15 protein-coding genes and 2 tRNA genes are annotated in these 18,577 nt (G+C 42.9%); 5 read left to right on the top strand and 12 right to left on the bottom strand.

The genetic code is table 11. The features are described 5' to 3' along the window. Positions 1 to 313: 313 nt before the first annotated feature. From DW036_RS02240 to DW036_RS02210, 7 genes are all read right to left on the bottom strand, one after another. A complete protein-coding gene (locus DW036_RS02240) occupies positions 314 to 1,411 on the bottom strand; it encodes a glycosyltransferase (protein ID WP_118460959.1) in 1,098 nt (365 codons plus the stop codon). Then, entirely contained in the window at positions 1,408 to 2,310 is a 903-nt protein-coding gene (locus tag DW036_RS02235) for a glycosyltransferase family A protein (RefSeq protein ID WP_118460957.1), read from the bottom strand. The genes DW036_RS02240 and DW036_RS02235 overlap by 4 nt, the downstream gene beginning before the upstream one ends. Positions 2,311 to 2,385: 75 nt before the next feature. Further along, positions 2,386 to 3,714, bottom strand: a complete 1,329-nt coding sequence (locus tag DW036_RS02230) for a TolC family protein (RefSeq protein ID WP_118460955.1) — start codon at positions 3,712 to 3,714, stop codon at positions 2,386 to 2,388. A gap of 42 nt (positions 3,715 to 3,756) precedes the next feature. Further along, positions 3,757 to 4,857 carry an efflux RND transporter periplasmic adaptor subunit gene (locus DW036_RS02225; RefSeq protein WP_118460953.1) on the bottom strand — a complete coding sequence of 367 codons (1,101 nt, stop codon included), beginning with the start codon at positions 4,855 to 4,857 and terminating at the stop codon, positions 3,757 to 3,759. 100 nt (positions 4,858 to 4,957) lie between these two features. Beyond that, the gene (locus DW036_RS02220) at positions 4,958 to 6,202 is read right to left on the bottom strand and encodes an ABC transporter permease (RefSeq protein ID WP_118460951.1); all 1,245 of its coding nucleotides are present in this window, start codon (positions 6,200 to 6,202) and stop codon (positions 4,958 to 4,960) included. A 66-nt stretch (positions 6,203 to 6,268) separates the two neighbouring features. Further along, positions 6,269 to 7,528, bottom strand: coding sequence for an ABC transporter permease (locus DW036_RS02215; protein WP_118460949.1), 1,260 nt, complete (start codon positions 7,526 to 7,528; stop codon positions 6,269 to 6,271). Between the two features lie 100 nt (positions 7,529 to 7,628). Continuing rightward, entirely contained in the window at positions 7,629 to 8,345 is a 717-nt protein-coding gene (locus DW036_RS02210) for an ABC transporter ATP-binding protein (RefSeq protein ID WP_118221901.1), read from the bottom strand. A gap of 177 nt (positions 8,346 to 8,522) precedes the next feature. Here DW036_RS02210 and DW036_RS02205 point away from each other — a divergent pair, with 177 nt between their 5' ends. Next, a complete protein-coding gene (locus tag DW036_RS02205; RefSeq protein WP_022393936.1) occupies positions 8,523 to 9,503 on the top strand; it encodes an ROK family protein in 981 nt (326 codons plus the stop codon). A gap of 65 nt (positions 9,504 to 9,568) precedes the next feature. On the opposite strand, the gene DW036_RS02200 is transcribed toward DW036_RS02205, so the two are convergent. Further along, on the bottom strand, positions 9,569 to 10,690 hold the full coding sequence (locus DW036_RS02200; protein ID WP_118460947.1) for an ATP-binding protein: 1,122 nt from the start codon (positions 10,688 to 10,690) through the stop codon (positions 9,569 to 9,571). A 539-nt stretch (positions 10,691 to 11,229) separates the two neighbouring features. Here DW036_RS02200 and DW036_RS02190 point away from each other — a divergent pair. Continuing rightward, the gene (locus DW036_RS02190; protein WP_233560221.1) at positions 11,230 to 12,060 is read left to right on the top strand and encodes a DUF6266 family protein; all 831 of its coding nucleotides are present in this window, start codon (positions 11,230 to 11,232) and stop codon (positions 12,058 to 12,060) included. Positions 12,061 to 12,073: 13 nt separating this feature from the next. Here DW036_RS02190 and DW036_RS02185 read toward each other — a convergent pair whose 3' ends face one another. The 4 genes from DW036_RS02185 to DW036_RS02170 form a co-directional block, all read right to left on the bottom strand. Next, the gene (locus tag DW036_RS02185; RefSeq protein WP_233560219.1) at positions 12,074 to 14,374 is read right to left on the bottom strand and encodes a TonB-dependent receptor; all 2,301 of its coding nucleotides are present in this window, start codon (positions 14,372 to 14,374) and stop codon (positions 12,074 to 12,076) included. A gap of 179 nt (positions 14,375 to 14,553) precedes the next feature. Beyond that, a complete protein-coding gene (rplS, locus tag DW036_RS02180) occupies positions 14,554 to 14,907 on the bottom strand; it encodes a 50S ribosomal protein L19 (RefSeq protein WP_022394030.1) in 354 nt (117 codons plus the stop codon). 138 nt (positions 14,908 to 15,045) lie between these two features. Continuing rightward, the gene (locus DW036_RS02175; protein ID WP_118460943.1) at positions 15,046 to 16,068 is read right to left on the bottom strand and encodes a hypothetical protein; all 1,023 of its coding nucleotides are present in this window, start codon (positions 16,066 to 16,068) and stop codon (positions 15,046 to 15,048) included. 120 nt (positions 16,069 to 16,188) lie between these two features. Then, positions 16,189 to 17,037: a S1 RNA-binding domain-containing protein gene (locus DW036_RS02170; protein WP_118461179.1), complete on the bottom strand. Its 849-nt coding sequence runs from the start codon at positions 17,035 to 17,037 to the stop codon at positions 16,189 to 16,191. A 240-nt stretch (positions 17,038 to 17,277) separates the two neighbouring features. On the opposite strand from DW036_RS02170, the gene DW036_RS02165 reads away from it, so the two are divergent. The 3 genes from DW036_RS02165 to DW036_RS02155 all read left to right on the top strand — a co-directional run bounded on the left by DW036_RS02165 (position 17,278) and on the right by DW036_RS02155 (position 18,566). After that, the gene (locus DW036_RS02165; protein ID WP_118460933.1) at positions 17,278 to 18,279 is read left to right on the top strand and encodes a malate dehydrogenase; all 1,002 of its coding nucleotides are present in this window, start codon (positions 17,278 to 17,280) and stop codon (positions 18,277 to 18,279) included. Positions 18,280 to 18,402: 123 nt separating this feature from the next. Further along, positions 18,403 to 18,475: transfer RNA gene (locus tag DW036_RS02160), tRNA-Phe, on the top strand. A gap of 18 nt (positions 18,476 to 18,493) precedes the next feature. Next, a tRNA-Pro gene (locus DW036_RS02155) sits at positions 18,494 to 18,566 on the top strand. Positions 18,567 to 18,577 lie beyond the last annotated feature (11 nt).

Genomic DNA, 18,577 nt, shown 5'->3' with positions numbered 1-18,577 from the left:
CCCCCGCAGCAAATATACAGTATAGATATCAAAAGGTACCTACAGTTATTTTACACAAACTTTCGCTGATATTACATCTTTCGCAGTAACATTTCATTTTCTTTCACTCATGTTACATCAAAAGGGTACAGAAGGTATTCAAGGACAAATACAGGCTATAAAAAGAAGAAAAGGCAGAAGGTAATTGTTTCACTATCTGAAATAAAAAGTTTCAAGGCATGAAACAAGTTATTTCTCGGTGTGAAACAAGTTGTTTCATTGCTTGAAACAAACAGTTTCATGCCGTGAAACAAATGATGAGTTATAAAGGGCACTAATGCCGCTCCCAGAAATCGAGGTATTGCCGGGCTACTTTGATATGATCGTGATGTTTGGCTACGTATTCTACACTTTGCGCCGATAATTCCGGAATACGTTCTTTATGAAGAACAATCTCTTCCAGTTTCCTGTAAATGTCCTGTTCATCAGGCAAGACATTGATAATAGGGCGAAGCTCCGTTTCATTTAAAATTTCATAGTTTTCCGGTTCACCACCTCCCACAACAGTTACTCCTTTTGCCATGGCAAGCAGTGAATTCATGGAGGGAGTATATGAATACAACTGGTCTAACTGCACATCCGCATCATCCATCAATTGCTGATAACGGGCATAAGGCACATCATGCACTTCGGTAATGCGGCAAAGGTCGGGATATTTATGTTGTACTTCTTGCAACACAGGCAGCATAACATCAGTCCCTTTTAAATTATTACGGGCAGATTGAATACCAATAAAGAAATTCAGCTTCTCCGGCACACCGCGAACGCGGGATGTTATCTTCCGCAAATCAATAGGCAAAGGAATAAAGACCGTTTTCTCAGGAAAGTTAGGTTGATAAGAAACGTAATACTCCCATAAGCAAGCGATAATGCCATTACAAGTTTCAGCTATAGCCCGAGTGGCACGAGCTGCCCCACCATAATACCAATCCTGAAGAGTGATCTGATTAAAAGCCGTATCACGATACCGGTCTCCGATTTTAAAATCCGAATAGTGGAAAATGCTTGTTTCCATACAAGCACGAATATAATAATAGTCGGTCCCGAAAGCTCCCAAAAAGACCTTGCCATTGTGCCGCTGCAAATAACGGTAAACAGGCAAAGTACGTTCACTGCGCAAGCGCAAGAAATAAGGACTGATAATCTGAACTACATCATACCCCCGAAAATCCGGCAAATGACGCAATATACGGAGAAGACAACAGATACCATCACGCAAACTATCCGTCGGCCGGTCAAGAGCTATATCACGCGGATAGTTCCTCCAACCACAACCATCGGAAGCAACACAGACATCGTGCCCCAATGCCCGAAGCCCTTCCGCAAGATTCCAATGCAGCCCGCTAAACTCTCCAAGTAACAATATCTTCATATAACAAAACGAATATAAACATTAATGACAGGACAAACCAAACAATACTTCCAGGAATACTTTTTATAGGGCAAAGGAACTAATCCCTCTTGTTTCAGGATAGCCAATCGTTGGTTTATCTCTTTCATACTACATTTATTTCTCCACATCTGACGAATATAATCAATAACAAGAAAATGAATTCGTCTATTCAATGCCTCCAAACGTTCAGCAGAAGCGTCAGACTGACAGAGCTGACTAAACGCTTTCAACCGAAAAAGCATTTCCCTGAAAGCAGAAACTCTCTTCCGGCACTCTTCGTCAGCAACCATTCTCGTTAAGGAAGAGGATGAATGGCAATAACCATATACTTTATAAGAAGTCACCAGCATTTTTCGGGCGAAGAAGTAGGCTTTGACTACAAATTCTTCATCTTCAAAAAGACTCGTCTTGCTGAAATAAAGGGAAGACGTCTCCAATAAACTTCGACGGAAGAAATGTGCCCAAACCACTCCGGTGAAGTTATTTAATGCCATGAAAGCGGCACCGGATGAATATTCAACATAAGGCGGCAATTGATTTGTCTGATTCTGTTTCTCCAACAAAGAGTCACAGGCAAATTCCACAAAACCAAATCTAAGAATATCAGGCGAGTATCGTTTCAACAAAGATAAGCAGAAAAAAATTGTATCCGGTAATAAAACATCATCCGCATCTACAAAAAGAAGATATTCACCATGTGATTGTTGTATTCCACTATTACGCGCTCCACCCGTAGTCTGACTCTCGTCGTCCACCACAATGATTTCATAACTTCCCTCTTCCATCCCCTGTTCACGGATAGAAGTAATACAACGTTGCAGCAATACCGGGTCTGCCGTACCATAAAAAGGAATGATTATGCTGATAAAAGGACTCATGCAGCAAATATACAGAAAATCCTCCCCCAGCCTCGTAGCCGAAGAAGGATTTTCACGAGAAAGACACTAAAAAAGTTATTCAATCGGTATTCCTTTATAGAAGTCCAATATCTTTGTACGGAACAGATATTCATATTTAGCCTGCAATTCATCAGATTGGGCTTTCATCAGATTCTGTTTCGCTTCGTTATACTCTACAGCGGTTGCTTTACCATTGTCGTACTTTTCACTCATCAGTTTGAAAGACTCTGCACTGGCATTGGTAGCTGTACTACTACTGGTATACTTACTTTCGGAAGCCAATGCATTGTACCATGCCTGCTGTATTTCTTTATAGAGCGTCTTCTTTACATCGTCCAACTGCAAAGAATAATTTTCCTGCTGCAAGCGGGCTGTACGTACACGATTGCGAGTGGCAAAACGATTAAAAATAGGCACACTAAGGCTGAGCCCTATGTACTTACTAAAGTTGTCCTGCATCTGCTGGCTAAAATTACGATCAAGAGTAGAATAATAATTCGTACCAAGACTACCATTCAGATTCAATTTAGGATAAAAAGCACTCTGAGCAATACGAATACTGTGTTCACTACCTTCCAAACGATATTTTGCAGCCTGAACAGCAGCCTTACTTGTCAATGCCGTCTGATAAACTTCATCCGGTGGAGTAAGAGGGAGCAAATCCAGAGTTACCGCAGGAGCCGACAAAGAAAAACCTTCCGGAGTTTCCAACTCTATAAGCTGGCTAAGATCAAGCAGAGCAAGCTGGTAATTGTTATCTGCCTGCACGGCTTTCATCTCATCTTGCGCCACGCGGGCCTTAGCCTCAGCAACCTCGGCAGGAGATGCTTTACCCAGTTCGGCAAGACGTGCAATGCGTGCCAACTGTTCTTTACTCAATTCCACCTGACTGATGGCTACCTGATATAACTCCTGATTGAACAGCACCTGCAAATATGCAGAAGCTATATTAATGGAAATATCCTCCTTAGCCTTTTCCAAATCCGCAATAGCCGCTTTCAGATTCAATTTAGACAAAGCATACTGATTGGGAATTTCCAGACCGGAAAATAAAGGAACGCTGGTAGACACAGACATACTGGTACTGTTACTGCTTGTATTGACATAAACCGTAGAATAATCACCAGTGGCTTCATTCTTTATAGCCGTCTGCGTACGTCCCCAGTTCCAGCTTTGCCCGGCACTACCATTCAGATTCGGCAAGCGTGCCCATTTAGCCGTGTTCACACTCACGGCACTCTGTTCCGCAGAATTAGCAGTCCGGCGGATGCTAATATTATGTTCTATAGCGTAGTCGATGCATTGGCGCAACGTCCAGCCCTCCTGGGCCTGTACTGAAACAGCCAAAATAGCCATACATCCCATTATTAAGTTCTTCTTCATAATCTGTTATTATTGAATTATACAAGGTTACTCCAACGGTTTTTATTTATCCTTCTTTTCTGCACCACGTACTTTAGACTTACCGTCTACACCGTCTTTGATAACAATCTTGATACCATCGCTCATGCCAACTTTCACTTCTTTACGTTCAAACTTCTGGGCGGGCACGCTATCCGTCATTACATATACGAATGTGCTGTCTCCACTGAATTCGATTGTACTCTCAGGCAAAGTAAGTGCCTTTTGCGCACGTTCCAGAACGATTTCTGCATTAGCAGAATATCCCGAACGGATCATCACCGTATCCGGTACCTGAATAGCCGCTTTTATTTCAAACTGATTAGCACCATTCTCCTCTACCCCCTTCGGAGAAATATATTCCAATATAGCATCAAATGAAAGATTCTGCAAAGCACCGATTGTCAGCTTCACCGGCATTCCTTCATGCACACGTCCTACTTCCGTTTCGTCAATCTTACCTCTAAAGATGAGGTCGTTCATGTTAGCAACCGTAGCGATTGTAGTACCATCATTGAATGTATTACTCATAATCACCGAGTTACCGGCCTTTACAGGTACATCCAGAATCAAGCCGTCGATTGTAGAGCGGATCAGCGTACTTGAAAAAGAAGCACTGTTCTTCGTAATACCCTCCTTCACAATTTCCAGATTATCCTTAGCTGTTTGCAACTCCTCACGTGCCTGTTTCACACTAACCTCAGCTTTTTCATAGTCCTCACGGCTAACCAGCTTGTCTTCAAACAGCTTCTCTACACGGGAGAAGTCAATTTCACCCTGTTTCGCATTGAGTTCAGCCAGACGCACACGGCTCTCGGCAGAGTTCAGCGTACCCAGTTCGGGAATTACTTTCACTTTAGCAATCACTTCACCCTTACGTATAGTTTGTCCTGCTTCTTTATACAGTTCGTCAATGATACCCGATATCTGAGGCTTGATAAGGATCTCGTCTCTCGGTTCCACCTTTCCGGTTGCCACCGTTGTTTTCTCCAAGTCAGCTACCGCCGGAGTGATTGTCTCATAAACCGTAATCTTCGGTTTCGACTTCTGGTAAAGGAACACAAACGTGAAGATGAAAATGGCAGCTACAACTACCAACAATGCGATTTTCAGATACTTTTTCATACTATTATTATATTATTGTTTCTTTATTTCTATTTTTACATCCCGCCCACACACCCGCAGGCCCTTTCATTTTTAATTATTAATTTTTAATTTATAATTATTATTCATCCCTGATAGCCTCGATAGGCTTGATCGCCATGGCACGATAAGCAGGAGCCAGCCCTGCAAGTACCCCCAGACCTATCAGCAACGCACATGTACCGATAGCCAATCCGAATGAAACCTGATAATGCGTAGTTATATGCCCCGGATCATTGGTAGCAGCCTCCAATACTTGCAGCACCAATACGGCAAAAGAGATACCCGCCATACCTGCAATCGTGGTCAGTACCATACTCTCCGAAAGAATTTGTTGCAGAATATCCCGTGGACGTGCTCCAATAGCGCGTCGAATACCGATTTCCGTAGTACGTTCACGCACCGTCACCATCATAATGTTCGATACACCAATTGCTCCGGCAAACAAAGTACCCAAACCTACCATCCAGATTAATATCCGGACACCGGTCATCAAATTATCCACCATAGAGAACATAGCCTCCGCATTCAGCATCATCACTGCCTGCTTATCATCCGGAGATATGTAATGAGCAGCTTTCACAATGCGCTCCACCTTATCCTGAATATCCGTTACCTTGATGCCCGGTTTCACGGTAAAACAAACCACATGTATCCGATTTCCCAGATTGTATGCCTGCTTCATGGTAGTATAAGGTAAAGTCACAGCCTCCGACGCCTGTCCCTGAATATTCACGTTACCCTCGGACGAGCACATACCAACCACCTGATAGTAAATACCATCTACCCGGATATATTTCCCACAAGGGTCTTCTCCCGGACGGAACAAACTTTCATACACACGTTTACCGATTACACAAACCTTGCGTGCCTCCTTAATGTCCACATCATTGATGAAGCGGCCGTATGTTATTTCCTGATGTTCTATATGCTCATATTCGGGATATAATCCCTTTATACTACATTCATATTTCTTATCTCCATGGATAGCAGTTCTTCCCCAGTAGGCGATAGAAGGAGTAATAACCTCTATTTCATTCACCCCAACGCGCAAGCGTTCAATGTCAGAGAGTTCCAGATCCCACCAACGTCCTTTACGGAAACCTTTATACGCTTCCCCCGTCTTCTGCGAAACCAGAAAAGCCGAGTTCGTGGCAAAGCCTTCGAATTGGGAACTCATAGCCTGTTGCATCCCCTGGCCACCACCAATGAGTGCCACCAGCATAAAGATGCCCCAGAATACACCGAATGCCGTCAGCAAGCTTCGCGTCTTGTTTCTTGTAATCGTGATGAGGATTTCCTCACAAGAGTCTATATCTATTCTCATGTTAATAGTGATTAATGTTTAGTGATTAGTGATAAGTGATTCATACTTTATATTCATCGTTAGCCACTAATCCGCTCTCAATGCTTCTATCGGGCTGATGCTTACCGCCTTCCTTGCAGGGAAGAATCCTGCCAGCGTACCTGCAATAATCAAGGTAAGCGTAGCCTGAATGGCAACACTTAAGTCTACAGTCGGATTCGAGAACATAGTTTGCTGGAACATTCCCGCATCCATAGTCTGGTTACCAAAGGCCGAATTCATCCATTCCGTGACGGCAATGCCGGCCACCATACCTATATATCCAAACAAAGTAGTAATAGTAACACTCTCCACAATAATCAGCCAAAGAATAGAAAACGGCTTCGCTCCAAGAGCCTTACGAATACCGAATTCACGAGTACGTTCCTTCACTGTAATCAACATGATGTTCGAAACGCCTACAATACCGCTCAGCAAAGTAAAGATACCAATTACCCAGATAGCCGTACGCAGCATTCCCATTGCATTCTGTGTACGCATATAATCCGTGAAGCGGTTCCATATCCAGATAGCACTGTTGTCCTGAGGGTCAAAACGACGACTGGCACCAATTACCCTACGATAGTTCGCCTCAAAAATTTCATTGCTCTCTATCGTTTCCAGATTCTTAGTCGTAAAGATGATATTATTCAGCTGTTCGCCTTTATTATAGATGGTCTGCAAAGTAGAGAAAGGGATATAAGCCTCGCTGGCTTCACGGTCTCCCTGGTCATTATAGATACCAACGATCTGATAAGCAACTCCACTTGCATTCACAAACTGCCCGATAGGCTCAGTATGAGTCTTGCCAAATAAAATCTCAGCAGTTTTCTTATGTATAACCATAACTTTCCGGCGCTCCTTCAAGTCATTCTGGTTGATAAAACGTCCGTCGGCAGTCTTCACTGTCTCTACCTCCGTATAGTTAGGATGCACTCCTAAAAGGGAGATATTGACATACTCCTGCCCAAAGCTGACATTTACATTACTCTGCCGTACGGTAGCACCGGCACTGATTACATAATCCGGAAAATACTTTTCGGTAGCTTCCAGATCATTATTCTCCAAACGAACACGACGTCCCTCCTTCAATCCCGCATAAGGCTTGGAAGTCCATCCCGGAAAAATGCGGATAGAGTTCAATGCACGTTCCGAGGAAGATTGGTCGAAAGCATGGATGATACCGTTTCCGGCACCCAGCAACACGATAAGCATAAATATGCCCCATGCTACGGCAAACCCTGTGAGGAACGTACGCAATTTGTTCCGCTTGATGGTTCCGTATATTTCTTGCCAAATATCAAACATATATTCATTTACTATTTGACAATTTACAATTTACAATTTGCCTTCCGGAATGTTGGCGAGGCCTCAATTGTACGTTGTAAATTGTACATTGTACATTCTTTTATTTCATGAATCCATCTTTTCCGAATGGAGAAGCATCATGATTATGATTTTCTTCAATACTGCCGATAATACCATCCTTAATATGAATAATCTTATCCGTCTGATTAGCCACACCGCTTTCATGAGTAACCACCACAATAGTCATACCCGTCTTGTGCAAATCTTTAAGAATCTGCATAACTTCCACGGAAGTCTTACTATCAAGGGCACCGGTAGGTTCGTCAGCCAGGATAATCTGCGGCTGAGTGATAAGAGCACGGGCAATGGCAACACGCTGTTTCTGTCCACCGGACATTTCGTTAGGCATGTGATGCGCCCAATCTTTCAATCCCAGGCGATCCAGATATTCCAGTGCCAGGGCATTGCGCTTACGGCGGCTCACTCCCTGATAGAAAAGGGGTAGCGCCACATTCTCCACTGCATTTTTAAAGGAAATCAAGTTAAAAGACTGGAAGATGAACCCAATCATACGATTCCGGTATTCAGCCGCCTTGGTCTCACTGAGATTTTTGATCAGCGTACCATTCAGATAATACTCACCGGTATCATAATTATCCAGAATACCTAAGATATTCAGTAAAGTGGATTTACCGGAACCCGAAGCTCCCATAATGGAAACGAACTCCCCTCGCTTAATTTCGAGGTTGATGCCTTTGAGCACATGTAGGGGTGCCCCGTTGTTGTAGGTCTTGTTAATGTCTTTCAGCTGTATCACGGATCTCTCTGTTTAAGTCTGTTTCTTATTAATTTTCACTATTAGACGCAGCTATGTTACGAAAAGTTGCAAAAGGGGTGAACTTTTTTTCAAAAAGATTTTGAAGTATCATTTTTCTTTGTGTAATTTGTAACCATAAAACTAATTAACTAACCCTTTAAACAAAACATTAATATCATGAATTCAAGCATGGAAAAACCCTACGTAGTAGGTATTGACATAGGCGGAACAAACACCGTCTTTGGTATTGTAGATGCACGCGGAACTATTATTGCAAGCGGTTCCATTAAAACCGGCGCTCACGAACAGGTAGATAATTATGTAGACGAAGTCTGCAAAAATCTGTTGCCTTTGATTATTGCCAACGGTGGCGTAGACAAAATTAAAGGTATCGGTATTGGTGCTCCCAACGGTAACTACTACAGCGGTACTATTGAATTTGCCCCCAACTTGCCCTGGAAAGGTGTAATTCCTTTGGCAGCCATGTTTGAGGAACGTCTGGGTATCCCGACTGCATTAACCAACGACGCTAACGCCGCAGCTATCGGTGAAATGACTTACGGTGCTGCACGTGGTATGAAAGATTTCATCATGATCACTCTGGGTACAGGTGTAGGTAGCGGTATCGTTATCAACGGCCAGATGGTTTATGGTCACGATGGTTTTGCCGGAGAATTAGGGCATGTCATCATACGTCGCGAGAACGGTCGTCTCTGCGGATGCGGACGTCACGGCTGTCTGGAAACTTACTGTTCGGCTACCGGCGTAGCTCGTACAGCCCGTGAATTCCTGACTGCACGTACTGAGCCAAGTTTGCTTCGTTCTATTCCTGCTGAAAGTATCACGTCTAAGGATGTATACGATGCAGCCGTTCAAGGTGACAAACTTGCACAAGATATCTTTAACTTTACAGGTAATATTCTGGGTGAAGCTATAGCAGATGCTATCGCATTCTCCAGCCCCGAAGCTATCATCCTGTTTGGTGGATTGGCTAAATCCGGAGATTATATCTTCAAACCTATCCAGAAAGCTATCGATGACAATGTGCTGAATATCTATAAAGGTAAAGCCAAGCTGTTGATGTCTGAATTGAAAGATTCTGATGCTGCTGTATTAGGTGCCAGTGCGTTGGGCTGGGAACTAAGAGACTTGAAGTAAAAATAGTCCATCATAATTTTAAGTAGAATCCTCCTTTTGCCGGTAAAACGGGAAAGGAGGATTTTTTATTTCACAAAACGCCAAAAGCTTTCAGGTGTAATTATTTCATAAACTGAGTTTGGGTAGCTTTCCGTAAATACTTTAGGTTGTTTACTTTTAGCCTTAGTATTCCACTTAAACTCGAATGTTTTTAATATTCCATCCTGCTCTTCAATAAGGTCTATTTCTTTCTGGTCGTGCGTACGCCAAAAATAAAGTTGTGCAAAACTTCCTGAATAGGCATTATGTTTCACTCGCTCGCTAACCATCAAATTTTCCCATAATGCACCGACATCCGTTCTCAGTTCCAAAGGAGCAAAATTAGAAATCACAGCATTTCTGATTCCATTATCATAAAAATATATTTTCTTTCCTTTTTTTATTTCATTCCTCAGATTTCGACTGAAAGAGTCCAGCCTGAATACAACAAAACATTTTTCCAGAAGACATATATAGTTTTCAACGGTTTCTTTATCTATTCCCAACAGATTACTTAGTTCATTATAAGAGACTTCGCTTCCTAACTGTAAAGCCAAAGCTCTAACAAGTTTTTGAATAACATCCGGCTTTTTCAAGCCCTTATAAGAAAACAAATCTTTATACAGATAATTGTTAGTAAGAGACATCAATGTTCTTTTGGCATCCGCCGGCTCCGTTACCACTTCGGGGTATAAGCCATAAATCAATCTATTCTCTAACAATCGTTTTTCCTCTCGCTCTGAAGTATCAGCAGCCAACTCGGCCAAGGAGAAAGGATAAAGGTTATATTCTATCAAACGCCCGGTGGCTGGTTCATTGATTTCATTTGCCATGTCAAACGAAGAAGAACCAGTGACAACAATTTGTGTATCTAACTTTAGATCACCTATCATTTTCAAAGTCAATCCGATATTTTTTACCCGTTGTGCTTCATCAATAAAAGCCATATCATAGGACGATAATAAATATTTCAGTTCTGTTGACGTACGCGCTTCAAGCAATAGTCTATCGTCAATATTATCACAATTCAGTGACAGCACCCTTTCTTTATCAGATTGCAGTGACAACAAAAGGGTTGTTTTACCTACCTGTCTCGCTCCCAACAATACAATTACTTTCTTGCGTTTAAAATCAGCAAGAATTGAATTCTGGATTTCTCGTTTAATCATAACTATATTTTTCTACAAAGATATAATTTTTCGATTGTAACCGAAAAATTCATTGTAATTTTTCGGTTACAATCGAAAAATTGTAGTTATATCAGCCTATGCAAGGAGGGGTTTACAGAGCTTATCCTTATAAAATTCAAATCTATCTATTTCTGAAATCAGACGTTTTCCCTTCGTTTCCCAATAGTAATTGGTACGTTTGCTTTCCTAAGATAACAAAACATAGAATAAGCTAATGCATATAGAACAAACTTATGACCGAACCTTATCCGAAACATACTTGCTCCGTACCTTCTCCACTCCCTGGTACCTCTAAGTGGAGAAAGTATGGAGTTGGTACGGAGCAAGTATATTCCGGGTAAGAAGCTGATATTTTAAGCAGCCAGCCAAAGTCAAAATCCCCCAACTACGCAAATCACTGCAAACGGACGCAAAAATCACATTCATGAAGACAAACCGCCAAATTCATTTGGCAGAAGAAAATATTAATACATACCTTTACGTCAGAAACAAAAGAACTAACTTAAAAACGCGACATTATGGGAACAATCAATCAAGGCATACTCGGAGGGTTCTCCGGAAAAGTGGGACCGATAGTCGGTTTTCGCTGGAAATCAAAATACTATATACGGGCACGGGCGGCCAAGGTCAGCAATCCGCGCACACCTAAGCAACAGGAACAGAGAGGCAAATTTGCCACAGCTTTCAATTTCCTGAAGAATATCAAACCCTTTATACGCATCGGCTACAAAGAATTCACAAGAGAGAGATCAGCATTCAATTCAGCAATGTCCTACATGCTGAAAAGAGCAGTGACAGGTGATGGAAAAGATGTCAAGATTGACTTTGACCGGGTACTGGTATCCGCCGGAAGCCTGATGCCGGTATTTGAAGGTACAGCCACACAGGACAGAGATAAAATGTACTTCAACTGGCAAGATAATAGCGGCATGGGAAATGCAGAAAGTGCAGACATAGCCATGCTATTGGTCTACAATAAAGATAAAGAGACAGCAGTTTACGATACAGAGGCTGCCTTGCGCTCTGACAGGCATACCGAGCTATCACTTCCGAATGATTGGGAAGGGGATGAACTGGTAGCCTATCTCAGCTTTTGTAGTGCAGACGGAAGCTGTGTATCCAATAGTATCCGCCTGCCCATATCTGTGAATAGCAATACGTTACATATCTCGGATAATAATCCACCATCCACTGAATTCTTCGCAGTAATGCCAGATCTTATCAACCCAACAGAAAATTTTATCCCTATCGAAAAAAACAGAAAGATCGCCGATCATCAACTCCATTATCAGCAGACCTTTCAGAATTTGCATAACTTGCCGACACCAACTAAGCACCTTTCTTCTTGATAGCTTTTACAGTTTACAAGACTCCCGCGTCAGTATCGCTATTCTGCATTTTCTTATTATTACTCTTATAGTCGCGACCGAAGTTGATGTTCCATGACAATGTAACGCAAATCATGCGGGCAATATCATCGATATGATACTGATAACTGTATCCTGCATATTTGTTCCAGTCCGCCTCATTGCGTTTGTAATCCTTCTGGAAAGGATTGAACATACGCAGGCCGACATTCAACCGTTTCCAACGATATTGAAGATCAATTGCATGCGCTTCTTCACCAGTAGCCAGAACTTCGCCAAAGAAATAATCACTATTATGCTGGAATTCCACAGAAGCGGTGAAGTTTTTATACATAAAGGTAGCAGCTACGTCCCAACCGATGCTATGCTGTGTATGGCGAAAATCAATACCATTACTCCAATATTTACGACTTTCGATGCTACCACTCAGTTGTAGCACATCCCAAAGCATGCCTACACGTGCATCCAAACCGACAGTCCAATCCTGGAAATTGGAATGATTAGCGTAACTATGGATAAATCTATCATCCTCACGATAAATGTGAGGCATGATGGCCTTGTCACGGTAGTTATACTGGTTACGCAATCCGACATCCCATTTGCCCTTGTTGTAATTCAGACGGAAAGTGGAACGATAATAAGAATAAGGCTTCAGGTTCGGGTTACCACGTTCCGACTGCAGGGAATCAGTAAATTGCTCTACAGCACTTAACTGCGAAAGTGAAGGATTCATTGTGTTGACATTTCCGTTCAGTGAGATGCTCCATTGATCGTTGAAAGCATAAGTCAGGTTCAGGCGCGGATTCAAAGAATAAGTTTCATAATCTTCCTGCCCTATTTGCTGAAACCATGAGCGGGTGACACCCATTCCGAGGCGATAGCCCAATTTACCCCATTTACCATTATACTGTGCATAAGCATAAGTATCGGCCTGCTTCATCTGTGAACTGTACTGCAGCGTACCATTATAATCATTATCCGTATATCCCTGAGTATGACGTACGCCTGCACTCAATTTTCCTCCATCTTTAAAAGTTTTCTCATAAATACCTTCACCGATCAACGAATATTTTTTACCGCGTATCCCCGAGTAGTAATCTACCACCGGTTCTCCAGACAGCAATTCGGTATAACTGCTACGATTCTTGGTATTAATATATGTACCCACCACATTGAGGGCCAGGAATTGCTTATGTTTCAGGTTTTTCTGAAAATAAATATCCAGATAAGGACTGAGGTTGCGGTCATGGTTCCACTCTTCACGGTCGGTTACGGAATTGGGAAATTCTTCGGTATACAGTTTCCCTTTCATTCGCAAGTCAGGATCATTATAGTGAGAAAAGCCTACAGTAGCGTTCAGCATATACTTATCGGCCTCTTGCAAATTATAAGTTACAGCACCCCATTGCTGCAAGTTCTTTTTCTTGTTTGCCTCAGCATACTGGCTGCGATGGTACTGACTGCCATCTTCAAAAGTGAACGTTTCATTCTTATCGAACCATATCTCGTTGAAATATTGCAAGCGGTTACCGTAGTAAAAGCTGATTTCCGATTGCTTGAAATTCACTTTTCCCGTCAGGTTATGATTGCCAAAGCCACTCTTCAGGCTTTGCATGCCATTGTAGCCAAAGGAACCTCCCACCTCATAACGGCGGACAATGTAGTTTATCACCGCACCTGCATCGCCATAACGCAAGCCCGGGTCTTCCTGGAATTCAACACGTATAACCTCTTCAGGCAACAGGGCGGTGACTTCCTCCTTTGTAGCTTTTCGCCCATTGATACAGAGTTGCACACTGCTACCGTCGGTCATGCCTACACTACCATCTATGCTATTGACACGAAGCCGAGGCAACATCAAATGACGCAACATATCTACCCCATTATTGGATGCACTGATTTGTTTTTTACTGGGAAATATCAATTTTTGGTCTGCCCGGCTCACCCTGCTGGAAGCGGTGACAATTACTTCACCCAACTCTTGCGAAGCGTCTGCCAGAGTTAGCGTACCTACATCGGCAGTACGTTCAAAACCTTGGAGAGAAAGATATAACGGCTGATAACCGATACTGGAAATCACAAGCCGATAGTCTCCGGCAGCGATTTTCTGGAGTTTGAATTCACCTTTCTCACCAGTAGTAGTTCCGGTTACAAAGACAGAATCTATAGTTTGCAACACTACGTTAGCATAAGGAAGCGGTTGCTGCGCTTCATCCACCAGTTTTCCACTAATATTTTGTGCCACAAGGCTAATGTACGCAGCCAAGCACAGCATTGACAAGATAATCCTTTTCATTTCTTAATATATGATATACAGTAGTTTCGTATAACAAAGAAAAAATACTTCTGCAAATTCAGATACCATGTACCTGCACCCGATCCTTCGCATGGATCAAACAGCTTACCTACATTAAACAAAAAGAGGAAACTCTTGCGAAGTCTCCTCTTTTTATCTCGAAATTAGAGTATAACTGATTAGCTATTAACTCTTTTTTCTTTAATTCTTGCTTTCTTACCGGTAAGAGCACGCAGATAGTACAATTTAGCGCGACGAACTTTACCTACCTTGTTCACCTCGATGCTATCGATAGCCGGTGATTCGATTGGGAAAATACGTTCTACACCTACGGTACCAGACATCTTGCGTACAGTGAAACGCTTCTTGTCTCCGTGACCGGCAATCTTGATAACAACACCACGATACAACTGTACACGTTCTTTGTTACCTTCGACAATACGATATGCTACTGTAACAGTGTCACCTGCTTTGAAGCTCGGGTGTTGTTTACCGGTAGCAAATGCTTCTTCTGCAATTTTAATTAAATCCATTGTTATTGTTCTTAAATTGTTTGATCGTTACAACGCAACATACCAGGCTTCTCTCTGGGTCCTGACAGCGATTGCGCGAAAGCGGTGCAAAGGAACGAATTATTCGGCAGATACACAAATAATTCGCTCATTTTTTACTTAGCGGCGATCGCCCGAAGAACGACGGGAAGTACCGGAGCTACTGCTTCTTGTAGAAGAAGAACCGCTGCTACGGCTGCTGTTTTCTGTAGATTTCCGCACACTGGAAGAACTGCTCTCTTTACGTTCCGTACTCGGCTTGGTAGTGGTGCTACGGCGAGTGGTATTCGTATTGCTTTTCGTTTCGCTGCTGCTATTGCTACGAGAGCTATTACTGTTGCTGCGGGAATCGCTATTATTGCGCGTACTGTTATCTGTTCTGCGCGTGGTGCTACTATTGCTGCGTGAGCTATTATTAGTATTGGTAGTAGCATTGCTGTTCGTACTTTCACGACGGGTAGTACCGGTAGTGGTAGAGCGGTTATTATTGGAACTGCTACGACGGGTAGTGTATACATCGTCTCTTGCCGGTGCACGATTGGAACCCGGACGTACAGTTACAGAACCGAAATCCGAACGGCGGTGCGTAGTATAGGTTTTAGTATCACGGATACGGTACGAACCGTTATAGAACGGATGCTTGTAACGTCCACGATAATAGCTTGTATTATTATGATGTGTACGATAGTGCCCGCCTGCGTATGTGCGGTAGTGATATGGACGGGGGAAGTAGAAATGATTGTGATTGGTATACGTGACATAAACACGGAAGTACCAACGGTTTCCACTGGTGTAGATGGGACGATAGAAATACTCTGCCTGTATAAAGCGGGCATACTGGCCACTGCTCAATACCCAACGAAGATCGTCATTGCGTACATCCAGGCAATCATAATAACGATTGAGGGCCCACTCATTGCCATACAACACATCATCCATCAGATAACGTATGCCGGAAATGAAATCATAATTGATTTCATACACATCATTGTATTGCTCGGTGTTCAGATTCAGCTCATAAGCCATTTTATCGGTGAGGAAACGAGTTTCCTTACGTACTTTGCTATTACTCATAGCGTCCGTGCCTGCGCTGCAAACAGCAGTACTCAAAGTGGCAAGCAGGATAAATAATATTCGTTTCATGGTAGCGTTTTTTTACTTAGTTCATGAATATCTATTCTTTGTTGAAAACAAAAATAGGGGAAGATTATCCCCTATTCATTTGTTTCTCTCTATTCTTATATAGGGATTTCCCTAATCAGTTTAGGACTTCGGGGAAGTTGCCAACACGATACCATCTCCCTGCAAGAGGATGAGGTGCTTTTTATAAAGATCGCCCACTCCTTTCTTAAAGGTCTTCTTACTCACCCCAAAGGTAGAGTAGATTTCATCTGCCGGACTTTTATCATTCAATGCAATCCGACCGCCATTATCCTTGATGTATTGCAACAGGGTTTTCGAAAAATCGTCTACCTTTTCGAAACCGGGTTTTTGGAGTATCAGGTCTATCTTACCATCTTCGCGCACCTGTTTGATGAAAGCTTTCACCCGGTCGCCCGTGTGCAGGGACTGGAATATTTCACTATCATAGAGCAAACCGCTGTACTTATTTTCAATGATGGCCTTGAAACCTAAATCCGTCTTTTGCCAGATCAGTATATCTACTTCATCTCCCGCCTCGTAAGGGGCGGGCTCTTTGGAAAGATAACGGTCTACTTTGGCAGAAGCTACGATGCGGTAGCTTTCATCATCCAGATGGGCATGAACGACATACTTCTTCCCAACCTGCATCTTCATCTTTTGTTCACGGAAAGGAACGAAGAGGTCTTTCATCAATCCCCAGTTCAGGAATGCCCCATACTCGTTTACCCATGCCACTTCCAGACAGGCAAATTCGCCCACCTGCACCAGCGGGGTCAGCGTGGTGGCAACAAGGCGTTCCTCATTATCCAAATATATAAATACATTCAGTAAGTCCCCCGGCTGACAACCTTCGGGCACATAGCGCAAGGGAAGCAGGATTTCTCCGTCTTCACCACCATCCAGATACATGCCAAACTCTACTTCTTTGACTACCTCTAAGACATTGTATTTTCCTAATTCGATGCTCATAATTTCTTTTCCTTTGGGGACAAAGGTAATGCAAACCGAAGGCAGTACAAAATAAGGCCGCTTATTTTTAATGCCAGGAGGCTGCTTATCTTCGCTTTTGAGCAAAGATAAGTATAAGGAATAACTTTTCAATCTAAACCATAACTTTTTTCTATGAACAAATCTCTTGGAAAACAGTTATTTTTGTAGCGTGAAATCAGAAATAAAAAAATAATATTCACCTCTAAATACATAAAAGTTATGGAATTTCTAACAAACGAAAAGCTTACGATTGTAGGAGCAGCCGGTATGATCGGTTCTAACATGGCACAGACTGCCATTATGATGCATTTGACACCAAACATTTGTCTGTATGATCCTTACGGCCCGGGCTTGGAAGGTGTAGCAGAAGAAATGTTCCACTGCGGTTTCGAAGGACTGAACCTCACTTACACTTCTGATATCAAAGAAGCACTGACAGGTGCCAAATACATCGTATCTTCGGGTGGTGCTGCCCGCAAAGCCGGCATGACACGTGAAGACTTATTGAAAGGCAACGCCGCCATCGCCGAGGAATTCGGTAAGAATGTAAAGGCTTACTGTCCGGATGTGAAACATGTAGTGGTAATTTTCAATCCAGCTGACATCACCGGATTGATTACCCTGTTGTACTCCGGCCTGAAACCTTCACAGGTAACTACCCTTGCCGCTCTCGATAGCACTCGCTTACGCAGCGAACTTGCCAAGCATTTCCATATTTCTCCCGACAAGGTGGAAAACTGCCGTACCTATGGTGGGCACGGAGAACAAATGGCTGTTTATGCTTCCACTGCTAAAGTAGACGGCAAGCCTTTGTTGGAAATCATCGGTACTCCTGCTCTTACTGCCGAGCAATGGGCTGAAATCCAAAGCAAGGTAACCAAGGGCGGTGCCAATATTATCAATCTCCGCGGACGCTCTTCTTTCCAAAGCCCTGCATACGTATCCATAGAGATGATTGCCGCTGCTATGGGTGGAAAACCGTTCCGCTGGCCTGCAGGTACCTATGTACACAGCCACGGCTTCGACCACATCATGATGGCTATGGAAACAGAAATCACCAAAGACGGCGTACATTACAAAGAACTGAAAGGTACTCCGGAAGAAGAAGCCAAACTGAAAGAAAGCTATGCACACCTTTGCAAGCTACGCGACGAGGTAATCGGAATGGGTGTACTTCCTGAAATAAAGGATTGGAAAAGCATCAACCCGAATATAGACTAATTATAAGAAGACATTCCCCCTTACATGACTTATAAAATGTAAGGGGGATTTTTCTTTTATTTTTTCAGAAATCCTTTGGCTGTATTAAAAAAACTATTTATCTTTGCACCCGCAAACGAAGAAGGTGCCATAGCTCAGTTGGTAGAGCAAAGGACTGAAAATCCTTGTGTCCCCGGTTCGATTCCTGGTGGCACCACTTTTCGAAAGCAAGTATCGGAATGTAGCGCAGTTGGTAGCGCACTACGTTCGGGACGTAGGGGTCGGGCGTTCGAGTCGCCTCATTCCGACACAAAGAAGG

It is taken from the genome of Bacteroides sp. AF39-11AC, assembly GCF_003474285.1.
In the GTDB taxonomy this organism is placed as follows: domain Bacteria; phylum Bacteroidota; class Bacteroidia; order Bacteroidales; family Bacteroidaceae; genus Bacteroides.
Note: the sequence above shows the minus strand (reverse complement) of the source record. Positions and strands in the feature narration are given on the sequence as shown.

Excerpts from the sequence above, each read along its gene's own strand:
- DW036_RS02220 (WP_118460951.1), bottom strand. The coding sequence starts at position 6,202 with ATGAGAATAGATATAGACTCTTGTGAGGAAATCCTCATCACGATTACA.
- DW036_RS02175 (WP_118460943.1), bottom strand. The coding sequence starts at position 16,068 with ATGAAACGAATATTATTTATCCTGCTTGCCACTTTGAGTACTGCTGTT.
- DW036_RS02240 (WP_118460959.1), bottom strand. The coding sequence starts at position 1,411 with ATGAAGATATTGTTACTTGGAGAGTTTAGCGGGCTGCATTGGAATCTT.
- DW036_RS02190 (WP_233560221.1), top strand. The coding sequence starts at position 11,230 with ATGGGAACAATCAATCAAGGCATACTCGGAGGGTTCTCCGGAAAAGTG.
- DW036_RS02235 (WP_118460957.1), bottom strand. The coding sequence starts at position 2,310 with ATGAGTCCTTTTATCAGCATAATCATTCCTTTTTATGGTACGGCAGAC.
- DW036_RS02200 (WP_118460947.1), bottom strand. The coding sequence starts at position 10,690 with ATGATTAAACGAGAAATCCAGAATTCAATTCTTGCTGATTTTAAACGC.
- DW036_RS02225 (WP_118460953.1), bottom strand. The coding sequence starts at position 4,857 with ATGAAAAAGTATCTGAAAATCGCATTGTTGGTAGTTGTAGCTGCCATT.
- DW036_RS02205 (WP_022393936.1), top strand. The coding sequence starts at position 8,523 with ATGAATTCAAGCATGGAAAAACCCTACGTAGTAGGTATTGACATAGGC.
- DW036_RS02170 (WP_118461179.1), bottom strand. The coding sequence starts at position 17,037 with ATGAGCATCGAATTAGGAAAATACAATGTCTTAGAGGTAGTCAAAGAA.
- DW036_RS02185 (WP_233560219.1), bottom strand. The coding sequence starts at position 14,374 with ATGAAAAGGATTATCTTGTCAATGCTGTGCTTGGCTGCGTACATTAGC.
- rplS (WP_022394030.1), bottom strand. The coding sequence starts at position 14,907 with ATGGATTTAATTAAAATTGCAGAAGAAGCATTTGCTACCGGTAAACAA.
- DW036_RS02230 (WP_118460955.1), bottom strand. The coding sequence starts at position 3,714 with ATGAAGAAGAACTTAATAATGGGATGTATGGCTATTTTGGCTGTTTCA.
- DW036_RS02215 (WP_118460949.1), bottom strand. The coding sequence starts at position 7,528 with ATGTTTGATATTTGGCAAGAAATATACGGAACCATCAAGCGGAACAAA.
- DW036_RS02165 (WP_118460933.1), top strand. The coding sequence starts at position 17,278 with ATGGAATTTCTAACAAACGAAAAGCTTACGATTGTAGGAGCAGCCGGT.